Origin of the sequence: Gluconobacter sp. P1D12_c (genome assembly GCF_018812105.1) — a bacterium.
Taxonomy (GTDB): Bacteria; Pseudomonadota; Alphaproteobacteria; order Acetobacterales; family Acetobacteraceae; genus Gluconobacter; species Gluconobacter oxydans_A.
This window is the reverse complement of record NZ_JACSIQ010000008.1, coordinates 71,394-89,120: the sequence shown is the minus strand read 5'-3', so window position 1 is coordinate 89,120 and position 17,727 is coordinate 71,394. Positions and strand designations below refer to the sequence as shown.

The following is a 17,727-nucleotide window of genomic DNA, read 5'->3' as shown; positions in this document are numbered from 1 at the left end:
AGGGAGAACGCCGGAGGCTTCCCGGCATACCAGTCATGGCCCTGCCTGATCCTTACACACCTGGCCCGTTTCATTTGCCCCGTCATCTGCATGTTGCACGGTGGGCCTGCATTGCCTTTGTCGCTCCTGTCGCCTTAGCAGGGGCGCTGTCGGCTGTCCTATTGTGGAAGCTGGCGCATGGGCCGGTCGATATCACAGCGGTTTCACGTCTCATTGAACCGGTGTCTGTCGTCGCAGGCAAAAAGCCGGGGCATCCCGCCGGGCGCCTTTCGTGGACCCGGCTGCGTGTTCAGTGGCAACCAAGCTCCGGCGGCATTTCTGCGGGGTTGATGCTTGAAGCTCGCGGGCTGACAGTTGCCCGGCTGGATGGCACGCCTGCCGAACAGGCCGGTGAGGCCGATACGGTTCTGGCACTTGCCCCACTTCTGCACGGCATCATCGCCCCGCGCAGATTGCGCCTGCAGGATGTCACGCTGGTTCTGCGTCGTCAGCCGAATGGTGATGTCGATCTGGATCTGCCCTCCCAGAAACACGGCGGCCGCGGTGTTCCGACACAAATGGACCGATTGGCGGCTCTGGACCTCAAGAACGTCAGCATTACGCTGCTGGGGCTTCCCAATGAACAACGACTTTTATTAGGGCCGATTGAAGCACACGGGCAGCGGCTGAAAGTCGCTGCTGCGTCTCATGATTACCTATGGAATGGTTGGTGGCGCAGTTCCGTGCGCGTTGGATCATTCCAGACGCTTCTGACGGCAAAAGGCGGACAGACATCTGCGACCACTGGCCAGTGGCATCTGACGTCCACGACGTTCCGACCGTCCGGGTTGAATATGTTCGCCCCGGCGATGGCGGCATGGGACGTCCCCCTCACAGTGGGTGCGGACATTCATGTCGTGCCTCATGGCATGGGAGAGCTTCCAGCCAGCATTGAGATGCAGGTTGCCCTTGGAGCCGGGCATGTCGCACAGAAAGAGGCGCGGCCCGTTGATCTGCGTGACGGCAAGGCATCCCTTCATCTGGTTATGGCAAAACCTGGCACAGAGGGGGCCGCAAGACTTTCCGTTCCTGACTGTTCGCTGACGCTTGCTGATACCAATAATGCCCTGACGCACCTTCATGCGACTGCTGATCTGACAGTCAATGATCTCCAGCATATTCACGTGCTGGATGGAGATGCGACGGCCAGTCTTGATGGGTTTGATTTTGCGACGCTTGGGAGCGTTTGGCCTGCCGGTATTATCAAGGGTGGCCGGAAATGGATTGCCGCGAATATCACTAGCGGGCAGGGCCGTGATCTCACGGTCCGAACCCATCTGCATACAAACGATGGGCTATCGCACATTCTGCCCACCAGTATGGATGGCCAGTTGCTGGGCCATGACATGACCGTACACTGGCTGCGGCCTGTGCCACCCGCGACAGGGATTGATGCGCGTCTTGGGTTCGATGGATTTGATACGCTGGTTCTTGATCTGAAGCACGGTCAGCAGGTCACGCCAGATGGAATCATCAGCATCCCTGACGGTCAGGTGCGCATTGGAAATCTGTACGAGAAAGGCCCGACGACTGGCGACATAAAAACCCATCTTCAGGGATCGGTCGCGGCTTTTCGGGATATTCTCTCTCATCCCAGGCTGCATCTTCTGTCACGGCATCCGCTTCCGTTCACGGAGCCTTCGGGGACTATTGATGCGGAGGCTCGGCTGACGCTGCCGCTGACGGCACGTCTCAAAAACAGTGACATTCACGTTCAGGCCAAAGCCTCGTTTGCCAACGTGCATCTGGGCAATGTCCTGATGGGGCGGCCCGTTGATGGAGCGTCCGGCACACTGGGGGCGACGGAAAACGGCCTGAATCTGACGGGGGATGGGCGGTTGTCGGGCATCCCTGTCCATGTCGCGCTGGATGAAAATTTCCAGCAGGGAGCGCCGGGACGTGTGTTGCAGGATATTCGTGCAACGGCGCTTCTGGACCCCCTGTCTGCAGTGAAATCGCATCTTGTGCCGGCGGGCTTGTTTACCGGCCATGCCACGCTTTCAGCGCATTACATTGAGCATGCTGATACGCTTGCAGATCTTGCTCTTTCCCTGAACATTGAGAAGGCCGGAATTACTGTTCCGGTCTGGACCAAGCCTGAAGGTGAGGCAGCTGTCGCGTCTGCCCATATTGGCTTTCGGGGACATGACATGGTGGCGTTGGATGGTTTGCAGGCACATGGCCAGACGCTTTCTGTCGCAGGTCGCGGCGTAACGCAGGCCGGACGGTTAAGCAGCATCATTATTGAAGGTTTCCGTCTGGGCCGAAGCGAAGGTGACGCCCAGATTATGTTGCCGAAGGAGCCGTCCGCTCCCATTCAGATCGCTCTGGACGCTGATCCGCTGGATCTTGCACCACTTTTCGATCCAGCCTCACGCAAGGCTGCCCGGGATGCGGCAGAGGCTGCGTCACGCGAAGCAGGGAGCCCTGCCGCCGACAAGATCTCCGGTGTTGGAGATGCCTGGTCTATCGATCTGCACGCCCCGCGGGTCTATTTTGGTCCTAAAGGGCTGGTGGGGGGCGTCGTGTCGCATATCGAGTTGCGAAATGGCAGCCTGACATCGGGGCGATTTGCATTGGATGCCCCATCGCGTGTGAGAGCCGTTCTGGCGGATACAGGCCGGAGGCAGCCCTTCGTTCTGGATGTGGACAATCTGGGAGCACTGCTGAAAGGGCTGGGCTTATATGATCGGATCGGCGGCGGTGCAGCACATCTGGATGGGAATTTCCTGCGCGAGAAAGCTGGCACGTCGGGCCTGGGGCTGGGACTTCCGCCCTTCCGGGGGCAGCTGGAAATCGGGCCGTTCCAGTTCCTTCAGCCGCCCTTTACCCTGACAGCCGTTTCCGATCTTTCCCCGCTGCACTGGTCGCAAAGCCGCACGGATCGTTTCAGTGTAAGCCACGTGTCCACGAAGATTGCTCTGGAAGGGCGAAAGCTCGTCCTGCGCGATGGAACAATCGGTAATCAGGCTCTTGGCGCCACTGTAGAAGGGCCGGTGGATCTGGATACGTCAGCGTTGGCTCTGCATGGCACTATTGTGCCGCTCTTTGGCCTGAACGCGCTGCCGGGGAAGCTGCCGGGGATCGGGCATATTCTGGCGCCAGAGAAGGGCGGCGGTGTGTTGGCCGCGACATTTGACGTGACGGGTGTTGTTGGTCAGCCTGAGTTGACCGTCAATCCGCTTTCCATGCTTCTTCCTGGAGTTTTGCGGAAAATTCTCCAGTAGGCGCTCTTCCTTAAAGTCACAGCTGTTCCGAAATATGTACGGGAGTTCTATGATCGTTCCCGTATCAGGAGGCAGCCATGGCGGACATGACAGATCTGTTCGGGACAAATCCCGGACCTGCGGGGCGTGAGCCGCCGTCCCGTGGGAACACGCAGTCTGCTCGGCAGCCTTCACCGCCCCGCCCTATCGAGGCGCCAAAAATACCCGCTCGTCCGCCTTCACGAACGCAGCCCCTCGCAGATCGTTTGCGCCCGAAAACACTGGAAGAGGTGCGCGGACAGGATCATCTGCTGGGACCAGAAGGTACTCTGACGCGAATGCTTGCCCGGGCCACGTTGTCCAGTCTCATCCTATGGGGTGGTCCCGGCTGCGGCAAAACGACCATTGCGCGCCTGCTGGCAGGCAAAGCCAATCTTCATTATGCACAGATTTCGGCTGTTTTTTCTGGTGTGGCTGAATTGCGCAAAGCCTTTGAAGAGGCGGATCGGCGTCAGGACGTAACAGGCCGTGGCACGTTGCTTTTCGTGGATGAAATCCATCGGTTCAACCGGGCGCAACAGGATGGATTCCTGCCGTATGTCGAGCGCGGGACGGTCGTGCTGGTGGGGGCGACGACAGAGAATCCATCTTTCGCTCTGAACGCCGCGCTTTTATCCCGGTGTCAGGTTCTGGTGCTGAACCGGCTGGACGATGCCAGTCTGGAAGCGTTGCTGACGCATGCGGAAAAAGACGTAGGCCATCGCCTGCCGCTGGATCGGGAAGCGCGTGCCAGCCTTCGGGCAATGGCGGATGGCGATGGACGCTACCTGTTGAACATGGTGGAGCAGCTGGTTGTTTTAGACCCTGACAGGGAACTGACCCCGAAAGATCTTGCGGCTATCCTGTCCCGACGGGCCATTCTGTATGACCGTGATCGGGAAGAGCATTACAATCTCATTTCTGCACTGCACAAATCCCTGCGGGGGAGTGATCCGGATGCAGGGCTGTACTGGTTCGCCCGGATGCTCGAAGGTGGCGAAGATCCGCGGTATATTGCCCGACGCCTGACCCGGTTTGCAGCGGAAGACGTCGGTCAGGCGGACCCGAATGCTCTGCCGATGGCTGTAGCCGCCTGGCAGACCTACGAGCGGCTGGGGTCGCCGGAAGGTGAGCTGGCTCTGGCGCAGGTTGTGGTCCATCTGGCGACGGCGCCCAAGTCGAATGCGGTGTATATGGCTTACAAGGCCGCACGGAAGCTGGCCCGTGAGACGGGAAGCCGTATGCCGCCGTCTCATATTCTCAATGCCCCGACGACGTTGATGAAAGACATTGGCTACGGGAAGGGCTACGAGTACGACCATGATTCCGAAGACGCATTTTCGGGACAGAATTATTTCCCGGAGGGCATGGAGCGGGTCTCGCTCTATCAGCCGACAGACCGGGGTTACGAGGGCCGTATCAGAAAACTTCTGGACATACGGGCCGCCAAAAGGGCATCCCGCGATCCATGAAAGTTTCCAACCGCATTGTAACCGAAGACGAAGCCGATCTGCGCCTCGATCGCTGGTTCAGACGTCACTACCCCAATCTCACTCAGGGCGCGCTCCAGAAGCTGTGCCGTAAAGGCCAGATCCGCGTTGATGGTGGCCGGGTCCAGAGCAACGCACGTCTTGCTCCTGGGCAGAGCGTGCGTATTCCGCCGCTGCCGGACATGACCCGTCAGGCCCCGCTGCCGCCGCCAGATCCGATGCTTGTGCGCGAAATCGAGAAGATGGTGATCTATCAGGATGATCATCTTCTGGTGCTGGACAAGCCATCTGGTCTGGCTACGCAGGGTGGCCCGGGTATCACCAAGCATGTGGACATGATGCTGGATGGCCTGCGCAAGGAAGACGAAGACCGTCCGCGCCTTGTGCATCGGATTGACCGGGATACGTCCGGTATTCTCCTGATTGCGCGTACGCCTGGTGTCGCTGCCAAACTGGCAGCAGCATTCCGTGGGCGTGATGTTGGTAAGACCTACTGGGCGATTGTTGTCGGCCGTCCGGCGCAGGCGTCTGGCATTATTGATCAGCCCCTGGCCAAAATCGGTGCGGGTGGTGCTGCTCTTGTCGTGGCGGCATCCCGCGGTGAAGAAGATGCGGTTTCCGCCAAGAGCGAATACGAGACGATCGATTCTGCGGGAAAGAAGTTTTCCTGGCTCGGCCTGTCTCCGCTGACGGGACGGACGCATCAGCTTCGTGTGCATTGTGAGTCTCTGGGCACGCCGATTGTGGGTGATCCGCGCTACGGTGGGAAAACTGCTCATCCGGAAGGCTTTATCGATAAGCTGCATCTGCATGCCCGTCAGCTGGACATTCCGCATCCGGCGGGCGGTCGTCTGATCGTGACGGCACCACTGCCGCCGCATATGCGTGAAACTTTCCGTTCACTCGGGTTCGTGCCGGGCGATACACCAGCGCCGAAGCGCATCAAGGGAAGCAGAGGGCCTGCAAAATGAGGAAACTCACTGGCGCGCTCATCGGGGTCATCGTTGCCTTCGTGGGCGTCAGCATTGCTGCACATGAGCTGATTGATCAGGATGCGCTGCGCCAGCGTGTGGCCGAGGCTCTGAAAAAAGAGACGGGTCTTTCGATGGTGGTGAAAAGCTCCACCATCCAGATCCTGCCATGGCCGTCTTTCGAGGCGCGCAATCTGGTGTTGCAGCGCCCGGGCCATGCACCGGTGTTTCAGGCCAGGGCCGTGCATGCAGGTCTTTCTGTTCTGGCGCTTCTTCACCGCGAGGTCCGCTTTCAGGATTTCGTAGTAGATGGCGCCACGCTCTCGCTGGAGCGTGATGCGGACGGGAATGCCAACTGGACGTTCAGTCAGCCATCGCGTTCAGACGCAGGCGGCGCAGAGGCTCCGTTGCCGGTTCGACAGCATGTTGGTGAGCGCGTGCAGGCTCACTGGGATCTTTCTCTGGATGCTTTGCATCTGACGAACAGCACCGTGAGCTGGCGCGACCAGGCTCAGAAAATGAGCGGTAGCTTCCAGATTGGCACGATGGATCTGGCTGGTCTGCGAAGCCAAAGCCCTTGGATCAACTTGCAGGGGAGTCACGGCGGAACCCCCTTCACGGTGCAGGGACATGTGGGTGATCTGGCCCTTTTGCGCTCCGGCGCAAAGCCATGGACTTTCAGTCTGGGCTCGACGCTTGGAACGGATGCCAAGCGCGACTGGCTGAATGTGGACGGTCAGATTCATGATGCATCGAATCTGCGCGGCCTCGTTCTGACCGCGCAGGGAGAATGGCCTAATCTGCAGGATGCTCATCGCCTGTTTCCTCATGCCAGCTTGCCTGACATGCGTGGACTTGGTGGAGACATCACAGTGCAGGGTGATGCCGGGCAGGTGGCAAATGCGACCTGGACCGAGAAGGCGCGGGTCTTACTGGCGAGTCTGGCACCCAGCCGCATCCATTTGCATGTTGCGGGTCTGACAGTTCGTGGAGCAGCGGTGAGTAATCTGCACCTTGATGCTGATGCAGCATCTGCGCCGCTTTCGGTTGCCGCAGATGTGCTGTGGCGCGATACGGGCTGGAGAATTCTTGGTAAAGCCGGAACCCTCGAACAGGTTGATCTCGCAAGACGTGATCATTTCCATACGGAAGTGCCTGTCGAGGCTGAACTGCGGTCCATGCCGCTGTCTCTGTCCACCGCGTTGAATGTTGAAGGCGCGACGCCGCCCATTAATGCTCAGGATGATGCCAAAGTAACGGTCTCCGGCACGGTGGGAGCCGAAAAGAGTCATCTGGTGGTGCAGGGCGGGGCCAAGGCGCTTCATCTGCCGCGCGTTCTTTTGCATGACGTTTCACTTCAGGGCACGGTCAGCAGTAAAGGGCTGAGTGAAGCTACGCTGGATGATATGGCTTTCAAGAGCCGCGAGGCAGACTTCGATGGCGCCCTTCATCTTCTGACTGATGAAAACTCTACGCCGCTCCTCAACGGGCATCTGCATGCAACCCAGCTTGATCTGGATGCGATGAGAGATGTCTGGCTGAAGGATGTGAAAGCAACTGCTCAGCAGCCTGCGAAAGCTCCGCCTGCGACCATTCCGGGAGCGACGGGGACCGTAGAAAAAGCAGCGACACAGCCTGTTCAGATGCAGGATCAGTCTTCTGTTCCCGCCGTGTCTGACGCTGGTGTTGTGGAAAGCGCGACTGTGCCTTCATGGGTCAAGCGTCTGCGGGCCCAGGACCTTGACCTTCATCTGACGCTCGACCGGGTTGTGTTCTATGGACATGACTACACCAACCTGGCCACGCACCTGACCCTGTCAGACGGTCATCTGCGCCTTGAGCCGATTTCCGGGCAAGGGCAGGGGCTGACCTTATCGGGACAGGCGGATCTGGATGCATCCCATCTGCCAGTCACAACTCATTTGACGTTCCAGCCTTTGGTACTCCCGATCGGTCTTCTGGAAGAGGGGCTGGGGCTGCCATTGCTGCTTCAGGGGCCAGTCCAGCTTGTGGGGGAAGTGTCGGGTCAGGGCCAGACGGTTGAGGATTTGCGGCAGTCTTTGAGCGGGCATCTGGGCGTCTCCATGGTGGACGGGAAAGTGGACAGCCAGATCCTGGGCCGCATTGCTGGCCCAGGCGCGGATTCCCTTCTGGGAAGCGGAGTGCGGCCGCTGCGTTGCATTGGTCTGCACATGGCGCTTGCCAACGATACAGCCACGCTGGACACGATTGGGCTCCAGTCTGGCCGGTTCTCTACGGCTGGGCATGGTGAGGTCCGTCTGGGATCGCAGGAAATCCAGTTGCATCTCGTGCCCAGTATCGACTTCGAAGGCGCCGGCGCTTCCACCCCTGTTATCGTAACGGGCACCTTGTCTGCGCCACAGGCGAAGCAGGACAGGGATGCCGGCGGCCGATTCCAGCTTTCGATTGGTGGGGAAGCCCCGACTGATCCCTGCACAGCCGCGCTTGCGGCTGCCCGTGAAGGGCAGGCTGGACCGCCGCCGTCCGAGCAGTCTCATCATCACAACAAAGCGGGTGACATTCTGCGCGCGCTGGGAGTTCTCCATTGAGCAGCCGCAAACGATTCTGGCAGAGCGTTTCAGTTGGGAAGCGCGACGGGTTGTTCTCTCCTGAGTTGGACGGGCGGCCTATCCGGCTTCCTCAGGGAACTATACTGGCCGTTGCCTCGCCGTCCCTGGCGCAGGCGATTGCCGCAGAATGGGAGGCTATTCCAAAGGATGCCTCCTTTACGCCTGAACAACTCTCCATGACCCGCGTTGCCGGAACCATGATCGAGCGGATTCGCCCGGATCTGATTGAGGCGCGGGAAGCGCTTCTACGATTGGGTCTGGATGACGGGCTCTGCTATCGCAAAGGACCTGCCGATTCGACGGTTGAGCGTGTCTTTGCCTGGCTGGCGACGCAGGGCATTCGTCCGGAAGTAACAGACGGGCTTATGCCTGTAACGCAGTCTGGCGATTACGTGACCGGGCTGGAGCGCCTGCTATCCCGCCAGGGAGAAACGGAGCTTGCGGCATTGGGTGTGCTGACGCAGTGCTTTGGAAGCCTTCTGTTGTCTCTGGCGCTGCTTTACGACGCGATCAGCTTGGAAGAGGCGGTTTTTGTCGCAAATGCTGATGAACGGCAGCAGCTTCTGGTCTGGGGACAGGACGATGAGCTGATTCGCATCATGGCAATTCGGGAAAAAGATGCTGCGGAAACCGTTCAGTTTCTAAAGTTGGCCCGAAACACCTGATTTCCCGGTTTAGGGCATGATCTTGCCATAATCGGGGCGCATCTGGCGCTGTGACAGAACGAGATGATTAGTGACTGGCTTCCAAGGGGAGTTATGACGCAGTTTCCGCTCTGTCTTGTAACGTTAGAGTTGAGGAAGATATGTCGGTATCCGTTAGTCGCCCCATGCGTCACATGGGTACACGTCTTGTAGCGAAGTGCTCGATGGGGGCATGGCTTCTGCTTGCGGCAACGCCGATTATTGTCGTGGTTTGCGCTATCCACGGTTGAGGCTTCCATAGCCTCACAGTTTATTTGCCTGACTTGTCATTCTGATTGTGGTGACATGAAAAAGCCCACTTCAACAGGGAAGCGGGCTCTCTTCAAAAACGGAAATGGCTGAAGACGCTCAGGCGTCTCCGTTGTCCGGTACCATGATGCTCACAGCCGCCGTTGCAGCAATGCCCTCTTCGCGGCCTGTAAAGCCCAGACGCTCGGATGTCGTAGCCTTCACAGAGATACGGCTGACATTGACCTGAAGGAGCTCTGCCAAACGCTCCTGCATGGCCTTGGCATGCGGGCCGATCTTCGGGCGCTCGCAGATCAGGGTAATGTCAGCGTTGACGAGAAAGCCACCACGGGCACGGATACGTTCGCCAGCGTGGATGAGGAAGCGGGCGGAATCCATATCTTTCCACTCGTTGTCAGTCGGCGGAAAATGACGGCCAATATCGCCCTCAGCCAGCGCACCATAAATGGCGTCACATAGCGTATGGATGCCAACATCGGCGTCTGAATGACCGGCCAGACCCTTCGTATGGGGAATTTCAATGCCGCAGAGGATCAGCTTGCGGCCTTCCTCGAATGCGTGGACGTCATAGCCAAGCCCAACGCGGGGCAGCAGGTTGCCGTCGATTACACCTTCAAGACGCATCAGATCCTCCGCAACTGTCAGTTTGATATTGTTGTCCGAGCCCTGAACGATGGCGACCGGATGGCCTGCATGTTCCAGTAATGCGGCATCATCGGTGCGGGCATCACGTTGGGTTCGGTGAAGTTCGAGCAGGGTCGGGAAGTGAAAGCCCTGCGGGGTCTGTGCGCGCCACAGGCCTTCACGAGAGACGGTATCGACAATGATACCGTTTTCTACCTTCTTGATCGTATCGCTGACCGCAACGGCAGGGATAACACCGGCATGGGCCTTCAGTGCTTCAATGACGTTCTGAACCACCTCGGGTGGCACGCAGGGACGTGCTCCGTCATGGACAAGCACGAGATCTGGTGGCTCTGCCAGACTGGCGAGCGTTTCCAGTCCATTGCGCACACTGTCATGGCGTTCTGCACCGCCTGATACGGGCGGCAGAACATTCAGCCCGGCCAGACTGTCAGCCAGCAGTGGGTCATCTCCTACGGGAAGCAGGATATCCACGTGTGGAAGCAGAGCTTCAGCGGCACGGCGGATGACGGGTTTTCCCCGCAGCATCCGGAATTGCTTGCTGGAGCCCTCACCTTCGGGCGAGCCAGCTGCAAAGCGCCGGCCACGACCGGCGGCGAGAAGAAGGGCAGCAATACGCATGCGCGCAGGAATGGGCTGCCAGGCGCGCAACGTCAAGGGTAGGTGTCAGGAGTTAGTGCAGCAGCCCGGCTTCGTGGGGGCTGTCGAGGCTGAACGCAGGGATTTGTACGTCAAAGCGCTGGCCTGAAACGGGTTCGAGCATGTGGTACGTGCCGCGCATGAAACCACTTGGTGTGGTGAGCATCGCGCCAGACGTATAATCATACTGGTCTTTCGAACCAATGATGGGCTGTTCCCCAACAACGCCATCTCCGTGAACGTGCTCAGTCCGTCCAAGGCCATCCACAATTTCCCAACTCCGGGAAATCAGCTGGAAGGTGTCCTTCCGACCATTTTCAATGCAGATATGATACGCCCACGCAAAGCGGTGGTCTTCCGGCTGGGACTGGTCGTCCAGCCAGAACGTGCGGACGGTTACGGTCACGTCGTCCGTTATCTGGCTGAAACGGGGGGCGTTTTCCATGGCTTCGGCCATTGCCGCTTCCGGATCAGCCAGGAGATGGGGTTGGGATGACTTGTCAGGCATAACGCCATTCTAATGTCATCCCGCGCCTTTGTCAGGAAAACTTATTTTGCAGCGTGAGCAGCGGCGGCACCGGCGGTGACGTCTGCAATCAGATCGGCTGCATCTTCCAAACCAACGGAAAGACGAATCACCCCGTCGGTGATGCCCAGACGTGCGCGTTCATCTTCGCCAACACGCATATGCGTCGTGGTTGCCGGATGCGTGGCCAGACTGCGGGCGTCACCCAAATTGTTGGAAATTGCGATGAGACCGAAGGCGTTGAGGCATGCGAAAGCGCCGGCCTTGCCGTTCTCGACTTCGAAAGCGACGAGAGATCCACCGTTGCTCATTTGCTTCTGAGCGAGTTCATGCTGCGGGTGATCGCTACGGCCTGGATAGCGGACATTCACGACCCCCGGCAGGCCAGCAAGTGCATCTGCGACATCTGCCGCATTGCGCGCCATGGCTTCGGTCCTAAGCTTGAGAGTTTCCAGCCCCTTCAGCAGCACCCATGCATTGAACGGAGACAGCGCGTTACCCGTGTTGCGGGTGAAGGGCTGGAGGGTCTCTTTGATCCACTTGTCGCTGCCCAGAACAGCGCCACCTAGAACACGGCCCTGACCATCAATGTGCTTCGTGCAGGAATACAGCACGACGTCAGCACCGAGCTTGAGGGGAGACTGCCCGATGGGGGATGCGAACACGTTGTCCACCATCAGTAGTGCGCCTGCTTTGTGAGCCAGGTCTGCGATGCGCTGGATATCGAGAACGTCCAGCATTGGGTTGGACGGGCTTTCAATCAGAACAGCGGCTGTCGGGCGGGACAGCGCGAACTCCCATGCCTCATAGTCATCACCATCGACCAGTTCCGTCTCAATGCCGTAGCGCGGCAACAGACTGGTGACGATCCAGTAACAGGACCCAAAGATGGCGCGGGATGCGACGACGCGCTCCCCGGTTTTCACATGGGCCAGAAGAGCCGAAGAAACGGCACCCATGCCTGTAGAGGTCGCAATGCAGGCTTCAGCCCCTTCGAGCAGAGCGAGACGCTCCTGCAACGTGTCGACAGTAGGGTTGCCGAAGCGGGAATACTGGAAGTGCTCAACGTCACCGGTAAACGTCGCCGCAGCCTGTTCGGCGCTGTCGTAGACAAAACCGGACGTCAGGAAGATGGCTTCGGACGTTTCACCGAATTCAGTGCGGTTCGGTGCGTCGTGCAGGAGACGGGTGGCAGTACGCCAGTTTTCTGAAGACATAAATCAGTCCCTCCATAAGGTTTCCACCCGGATAGGCGGAAAGCATGTGGCGGGCCGTGGAAGTCCTGGGAAATCTTGGATGGAAAACCGCAGGGCCTCTTTAGCGCAGTTATTTATCCTCGCCGCAAGCCGGCCGCTCAAATCACGAGGATGAAACGGTCTTTATGGCCATTCCACGAGCGGACTATGGGCCGAGGAGTAGTTTTGCGTCAACACCCCTTCGGCATGGATTGCAGAGGCGCGAAGGGGGGGATATAAGCAGCGACGTCGCGGGTGTAGTTCAATGGTAGAACGGCAGCTTCCCAAGCTGCATACGAGGGTTCGATTCCCTTCACCCGCTCCAGACTTTCCTGAAAATTGTCAGTTCGGCCTATTTATTTTGGGCATTGGTGGCGCGCTGAGCGTGTCCTGATACTCGTTGCCGTCCCAGATCCACTTGTCGTTCTTGCCGACGAGAAGGTCATGCATGCCTTTATGGCGTGTGGGGAGAACGGAAATATCGCCGTTCACGGAATCCAGAACTGTTTTCCAGCTGTCGTTGTGGCGCAGATAGACGGATGTGGTGCAGCCAGCAGATCCGCAGAGACGGGCTGACTGAAGCTGAACGAACAGGGCTTCGTCATTCTTGCCAGCAGAGAGCGGGGCAGACCCGACGAGCACGACCGGCTGATCATGATGCTTGGCAGCATCTTCCAGATCGTCCGTGTTCAGTTTGCGGGCATCGATATCAAGCTGCGTGCCGGGATGGGCAGACAGGATGACCGGTGCGGCCCCTGCGCTGACGGCATTCGCCTGACGCGTGTGATGCGTCCGGTGATGTGTTGTCGCAGCGCTCACCGTAGCGGCGACCGAGAAGGCTGAGACTGTGAGCAGCGCCAGATGGCGAAGCCGGATACGGGAAAGAATCTGCTGGATCGTCATGATGTTATTCTTAACACGGAATTAAGCCTGTCGATCCATCGGAGATTTCAGGTTTATTCGTGGCGAAGGGTGATAACCAGCACATCACGATAGGCAGGTTTGTCTGCATCCTGTGGTGTGACGGCTGTAACGCCATGGTAAACGCGATGATCGTCCACGATCGCAGCATCAAATGGCTTGGTCAGGGTGAATGAGCCCAGAAGATCTTTCTGGTCATCATGGATTGTCGTCACACCCTGCTCAACGTTATGGCGGCCGATCATCAGGACGAGCACCCAGTCCACACCGTCGCGGTGCATGCCTTCCGGGGTGGGGCGCCCTTCACTGTCAGGATTTGCTTCAATCCGGAACTGGTGAACCTCTGCATGCCATGTTTCGGGCCGTGATTCGGAGGGTGTCAGGGCATCTGCGAATCGGCCAATTGTCCGAATGGCTGCCAGCATGGCGGGATGAGTGGCAATCGCGTCTTCAATCGGGCCGAACCAGCGCTCGATGCCGCCATTGAGCAGGTTGTGATCCCGGCTTTGATAGTGGGGCTGATTTGGTTTGCGCGTGATGTTTTCGGAACTGACCGTAAATGTCGCATAGCGACGGCGCCGGTATCGGCCCCCATCGGCCATGTAGAGATCAAGGCCGAGGTCGTTCCAGCTGGCGGCAAAACTGTCCCAGTCTGTCAGGCCTTCGTGCTCCAGAAGCGGACGCATGGTATCCGCCTGGAGGAACTTGAAGCCCTTGTCAGACAGGACGTTTTCGACCCGCTGCATGGTCTGATCGAACGTGGAAGGCAGATGTGCGTCGGTCATGTCCGCTCACTTGGTGATGCCACGGCCCGACGGTCACATCTGTCGGGCGATTTCAGGCGCCGAGGTCTGGCTTTACGGGAGAAAGATGCTCTTTCACCGTTATGCAAGCCGTCTTTACCAGGCCCACGATACCAGCCTGATGCTGGCGGTACAGCCCCTCGTGAATAAGGCGCGCAAACAGACCAGACACCAGACCGCCACCGAAGCTGCGATTGGCATCCAGCATGCCCCAGCCGTTATAATCGCCGAGGGCCACGACGGCACCGCGATCATTATAGACGAATGGTGCAGGTGTCTGACCGGCAACGATCTGCGGCAGGACGCGCCCAACATACTGGCCTTGCTGGCGGGCAGCCTGAGCCGTTGGGGCCACTGGTGCAGCATCAATGCGGGCGCAGTCGCCAATCGCAAAGATCTTGGCGTCTTCAGTTGTCTGAAGCGTCTGTGTCACACCAAGCTGTCCTGCACGGCCGCGTTCCAGGCCATCAAAGAGGCCTGTGGCATCAGAGGCGCGAACGCCGGCAGCCCAGACCCGAAGGGTCGCAGGAATCTGCTCGCCGGACTTGAGATTAAAGCCATGCTCGTCTGCGCCAACAACCATGGCGCCCGTACGCACAGAAATGCCAAGCTTTTCGAGCTGGCTGGCTGCTGCCGTGGACACGGCTTCCGGGAAGGCGGGAAGGATGCGCGGCCCGGTTTCAATCAGGACAGCATCCAAGCCCGTTTTGCGGACTGACGGGCCAAGGCCGGGCGCTTCATCAATGGCTTTGCAAAGCTCGGCAGCGAGCTGAACACCCGTGGCGCCACCACCAACAATACCGAGGCTCAGTTTTTGACCAGCAGCGCGCGCTGCCTGAAGAGCCTTGCGGAATTCGGAGTACAGAGTGTCTGCGTCATTGAGGCTGTCAATGAAGCGACAGTGATCGAGAATGCCTGGAATACCAAAATCATTGGCGCGGGAACCCAGCGCGACAACCAGATAGTCGTAGGGGAGGGTGCTTCCGTTTTCGAGCGTAACTGTCTGAGCGGTACGGTCAACGGCGGTGGGCAGGCTCTGGACAAAACTGAAACCGAATTTTCCAGCAGTTTCTGCGAAAGGAATACAGTTGCCGTCGTGCTGCATCGTGCCTGCTGCAAATTCATGCAGTGAAGGCTTCCAGTAATGGACCGGGCTGCGGTCAACGAGTGTCACGGCTATGTTGTTTCGGCGACCAAGGGCCGTAGCAGCCTCAAGACCTCCGACACCGCCACCGAGAACAACGACACGAGTTGCAGCAGACATGGACAGTTTCCTCATACCAAGCGCCCGCCAATTGGAGCGATACCTGTGCTAACGGGAGGCGGAGGGCTGCACAACCCCCGCTCCCGCTCTCGTGTTGATCGCTCTAGCTGCGGTAAGAACCATTGATGTCGATGTAGCCATGCGTCAGGTCACACGTCCACACGCGGGCCTGTCCATCATCAAGCCCCATATCGACTGTAATTTCGATGTCCTGGCCCTTCATGTGCGCGACGACGGGGGCTTCATCGTAGTTTTCGACAACGCCACCATCGCGCGCGATCCAGGTCCCGCCGATGGCAACGGACAGAAGGTCACGGTCTGCGGGTTCACCACTCTTACCTACAGCCATCACGACACGGCCCCAGTTTGCGTCTTCACCAGCGATGGCTGTTTTGACCAGTGGCGAGTTAGCAATTGAAAGCGCAATGCGATGTGCGGAAAGATTGGAGTCCGCACCGGTGACTTCAACGCGGATCTGCTTTGTCGCCCCTTCGCCATCCCGGACAACCAGCAGGGCAAGCTCCAGAAGCAGGTCATTCAGGGCGAGGGTAAATTCGGCGAGAGCGGGATCGTTGACGTCATCAACGGCCGGATTATCGGCCAGGCCGGTTGCGAACAGCATCAGGGTGTCTGACGTGGAGGTGTCCGAATCGACTGTGATGGAGTTGAAACTCTGCGCGCAGCCAGAGGCCAGAAGGGACTGGAGCACATTCTGAGGAAGCTTCGCGTCTGTCGCGACATAGGCCAGCATCGTGGCCATGTCGGGGGCGACCATTCCAGAACCCTTGGCAATACCCTGAAGGCGAACTGGCTTGCCACCAATCGTCACGTCGCGACGGGCGGCCTTGGGGAAGGTATCCGTCGTCATGATGGCACGGGCAGCCTGTGCCCAGTTATCTTCCGAGAGGCCAGCCTGTGCGGCGGGCAGGGCCGCAATAATTCTGTCCTGTGGAAGTTTTTCCCCAATGACGCCTGTCGATGAGAGGAAAACGTCCTGCGGGGGGCAGTCGAGCAGCTTACTCACCGCGTCTGCACAGTCTTCGCAGGCCTGAATGCCGGCCCGTCCTGTGAAGACGTTGGCGTTTCCGGCATTGACCAGAAGAGCGCGCGCATAGGGAGTTGTCTGAGCCTGGCGGCACCACAGGATGGGTGCGCCAGGGCAGGCGTTCTTGGTGTAAACGCCTGCGACAATCGTGCCGGGGACAAATTCCGCGAGCATCAGGTCTGTTCGTCCCTGATAGCGGACGCCCGCGGCGACGGCGGAAAGCCGAACACCAGCAACCGTTGAAAGGTCCGGGAGAGGACGGGCCAGCGGAGAGACGGGGATCGGCTTTGCCATGGTCTTAGTCTTACTTCTTGACTGGAGCCGGTGCCGGAGCGGCCGTGACCGGCTTGCCCTGTGCGTCGAAGTGAACAACCTTCACCTGGGATTCAGCCTGCTGAACGATCTGGCGAACCTTCTCGCGGATCAGTTCCTGACGGACCTGATCATGGATCTGGTCAAAGCTCGGGATCGGAGCTGTGCGGGAGCCCAGAACCTGGATCACGTGGTAACCGTACTGCGTGTGAACCGGCGTCTGGGAGATTGTGTTCGGCTTCATGGAGAAAGCGGCTTCAGAGAAAGCCGGCAGCATGTCGCCCTTCTTGAACCAGCCCAGATCGCCACCATTGGCACCAGCGGAGCCCTTGTCCTTGGACAGCTGGCCAGCAAGCTTGGCGAAATCAGCACCCTTGTTGAGCTGGGCGATGATGTCCTTGGCCTGAGCTTCCGTTTCCACGAGGATGTGGCGAGCATGGACTTCCTGCTCTGGCTTCTGGTTGGCGTAATGCGTCTGGTAGTAGTCGTGCAGGGCAGCATCCGTGATCTGCGGGCCAACCTTGGTCTCAAGGTAAGCATTTTGCAGCGCGCTATTGGCGGCGTTCTGCATGGCTTCCTTGACTTCAGGCTTGTTGCTCAGGCCTTCCTTGCCAGCGGCAATCTGGATTGCCTTCTGATCGACGAGCTGATTGACCAGCAGCGGGATCAGCATGGACGGCTGAAGCTGACGAGCCTGCGGCGGCAGGTTGCCAGCAGCCTGCTGAACATCACCCAAGGTAATTTTTTCGCCGTTAACGGTTGCAATCACCATGTCCGGGTTCGGAGCAGGTGCAGCAGCCGGGGCCGGAGCGGTTGCAGCAGGTGCGGCCGGAGCAGCAAATGCGAGGGGAGCCGAAACCGACGTGCCAGCCAGAAGAGCTGCAAAGGCGAGAGTGGAGCGGGAAAGCCGCATGAAAATACCTCGGACTATAAAGAATAAGAAAAACCGAATGGACTGCACCATGACAAAGGCCGCTCAACCCTGCAAGTGCGCGCACCCTTACCATTCCGTCACGTAGCGGAAATGGGTATTTTGAGGGCCTTCTCT

General features: G+C 58.8%; 14 protein-coding genes, 1 tRNA gene and 1 riboswitch. Of the genes, 7 read left to right on the top strand and 8 right to left on the bottom strand.

The genetic code is table 11. From position 1 onward, the window contains the following. Nucleotides 1-35 precede the first annotated feature (35 nt). The 6 genes from KP705_RS10625 (at nucleotide 36) to KP705_RS20620 (ending at nucleotide 9,270) form a co-directional block, all read left to right on the top strand. Entirely contained in the window at nucleotides 36-3,266 is a 3,231-nt protein-coding gene (locus KP705_RS10625; RefSeq protein ID WP_215764427.1) for a DUF3971 domain-containing protein, read from the top strand. Nucleotides 3,267-3,343: 77 nt separating this feature from the next. Beyond that, nucleotides 3,344-4,756: a replication-associated recombination protein A gene (locus tag KP705_RS10620; RefSeq protein WP_046899954.1), complete on the top strand. Its 1,413-nt coding sequence runs from the start codon at nucleotides 3,344-3,346 to the stop codon at nucleotides 4,754-4,756. Next, nucleotides 4,753-5,745, top strand: coding sequence for an RluA family pseudouridine synthase (locus KP705_RS10615; protein WP_046899953.1), 993 nt, complete (start codon nucleotides 4,753-4,755; stop codon nucleotides 5,743-5,745). Before KP705_RS10620 ends, KP705_RS10615 begins: the two co-directional genes overlap by 4 nt. Further along, nucleotides 5,742-8,315: an AsmA family protein gene (locus tag KP705_RS10610; RefSeq protein WP_215764426.1), complete on the top strand. Its 2,574-nt coding sequence runs from the start codon at nucleotides 5,742-5,744 to the stop codon at nucleotides 8,313-8,315. Before KP705_RS10615 ends, KP705_RS10610 begins: the two co-directional genes overlap by 4 nt. Continuing rightward, the gene (locus KP705_RS10605; protein ID WP_046899951.1) at nucleotides 8,312-9,001 is read left to right on the top strand and encodes an ATP12 family protein; all 690 of its coding nucleotides are present in this window, start codon (nucleotides 8,312-8,314) and stop codon (nucleotides 8,999-9,001) included. The genes KP705_RS10610 and KP705_RS10605 overlap by 4 nt, the downstream gene beginning before the upstream one ends. A gap of 140 nt (nucleotides 9,002-9,141) precedes the next feature. After that, nucleotides 9,142-9,270 (top strand): hypothetical protein, encoded by a 129-nt coding sequence (locus KP705_RS20620; RefSeq protein ID WP_015072348.1) that lies wholly within the window; start codon nucleotides 9,142-9,144, stop codon nucleotides 9,268-9,270. A gap of 118 nt (nucleotides 9,271-9,388) precedes the next feature. On the opposite strand, the gene KP705_RS10600 is transcribed toward KP705_RS20620, so the two are convergent. Genes KP705_RS10600 through metZ form a run of 3 tightly spaced genes read right to left on the bottom strand, consistent with a single transcriptional unit; the run spans nucleotide 9,389 to nucleotide 12,316 of the window. Further along, nucleotides 9,389-10,555, bottom strand: a complete 1,167-nt coding sequence (locus KP705_RS10600) for a bifunctional 2-C-methyl-D-erythritol 4-phosphate cytidylyltransferase/2-C-methyl-D-erythritol 2,4-cyclodiphosphate synthase (RefSeq protein ID WP_046900884.1) — start codon at nucleotides 10,553-10,555, stop codon at nucleotides 9,389-9,391. Nucleotides 10,556-10,607: 52 nt separating this feature from the next. Next, nucleotides 10,608-11,081 (bottom strand): Co2+/Mg2+ efflux protein ApaG, encoded by a 474-nt coding sequence (apaG, locus tag KP705_RS10595; RefSeq protein WP_046899950.1) that lies wholly within the window; start codon nucleotides 11,079-11,081, stop codon nucleotides 10,608-10,610. 41 nt (nucleotides 11,082-11,122) lie between these two features. Further along, nucleotides 11,123-12,316 carry an O-succinylhomoserine sulfhydrylase gene (metZ, locus tag KP705_RS10590; RefSeq protein ID WP_215764425.1) on the bottom strand — a complete coding sequence of 398 codons (1,194 nt, stop codon included), beginning with the start codon at nucleotides 12,314-12,316 and terminating at the stop codon, nucleotides 11,123-11,125. A 79-nt stretch (nucleotides 12,317-12,395) separates the two neighbouring features. Continuing rightward, nucleotides 12,396-12,475: riboswitch (SAM riboswitch) on the bottom strand. A 110-nt stretch (nucleotides 12,476-12,585) separates the two neighbouring features. Here metZ and KP705_RS10585 point away from each other — a divergent pair. Further along, nucleotides 12,586-12,659: transfer RNA gene (locus KP705_RS10585), tRNA-Gly, on the top strand. Nucleotides 12,660-12,676: 17 nt separating this feature from the next. Here the strand turns inward: KP705_RS10585 and KP705_RS10580 are convergent. From KP705_RS10580 to KP705_RS10560, 5 genes are all read right to left on the bottom strand, one after another. Next, nucleotides 12,677-13,237 carry a hypothetical protein gene (locus KP705_RS10580; RefSeq protein WP_215764424.1) on the bottom strand — a complete coding sequence of 187 codons (561 nt, stop codon included), beginning with the start codon at nucleotides 13,235-13,237 and terminating at the stop codon, nucleotides 12,677-12,679. A 53-nt stretch (nucleotides 13,238-13,290) separates the two neighbouring features. Then, nucleotides 13,291-14,040, bottom strand: a complete 750-nt coding sequence (locus KP705_RS10575) for a 2OG-Fe dioxygenase family protein (RefSeq protein WP_046899947.1) — start codon at nucleotides 14,038-14,040, stop codon at nucleotides 13,291-13,293. A 52-nt stretch (nucleotides 14,041-14,092) separates the two neighbouring features. Further along, on the bottom strand, nucleotides 14,093-15,322 hold the full coding sequence (locus KP705_RS10570; protein ID WP_046899946.1) for an NAD(P)/FAD-dependent oxidoreductase: 1,230 nt from the start codon (nucleotides 15,320-15,322) through the stop codon (nucleotides 14,093-14,095). Between the two features lie 103 nt (nucleotides 15,323-15,425). After that, nucleotides 15,426-16,661, bottom strand: a complete 1,236-nt coding sequence (gene argJ / locus KP705_RS10565; protein ID WP_046899945.1) for a bifunctional glutamate N-acetyltransferase/amino-acid acetyltransferase ArgJ — start codon at nucleotides 16,659-16,661, stop codon at nucleotides 15,426-15,428. Between the two features lie 10 nt (nucleotides 16,662-16,671). Beyond that, nucleotides 16,672-17,592: a peptidylprolyl isomerase gene (locus tag KP705_RS10560; protein ID WP_046899944.1), complete on the bottom strand. Its 921-nt coding sequence runs from the start codon at nucleotides 17,590-17,592 to the stop codon at nucleotides 16,672-16,674. Nucleotides 17,593-17,727 lie beyond the last annotated feature (135 nt).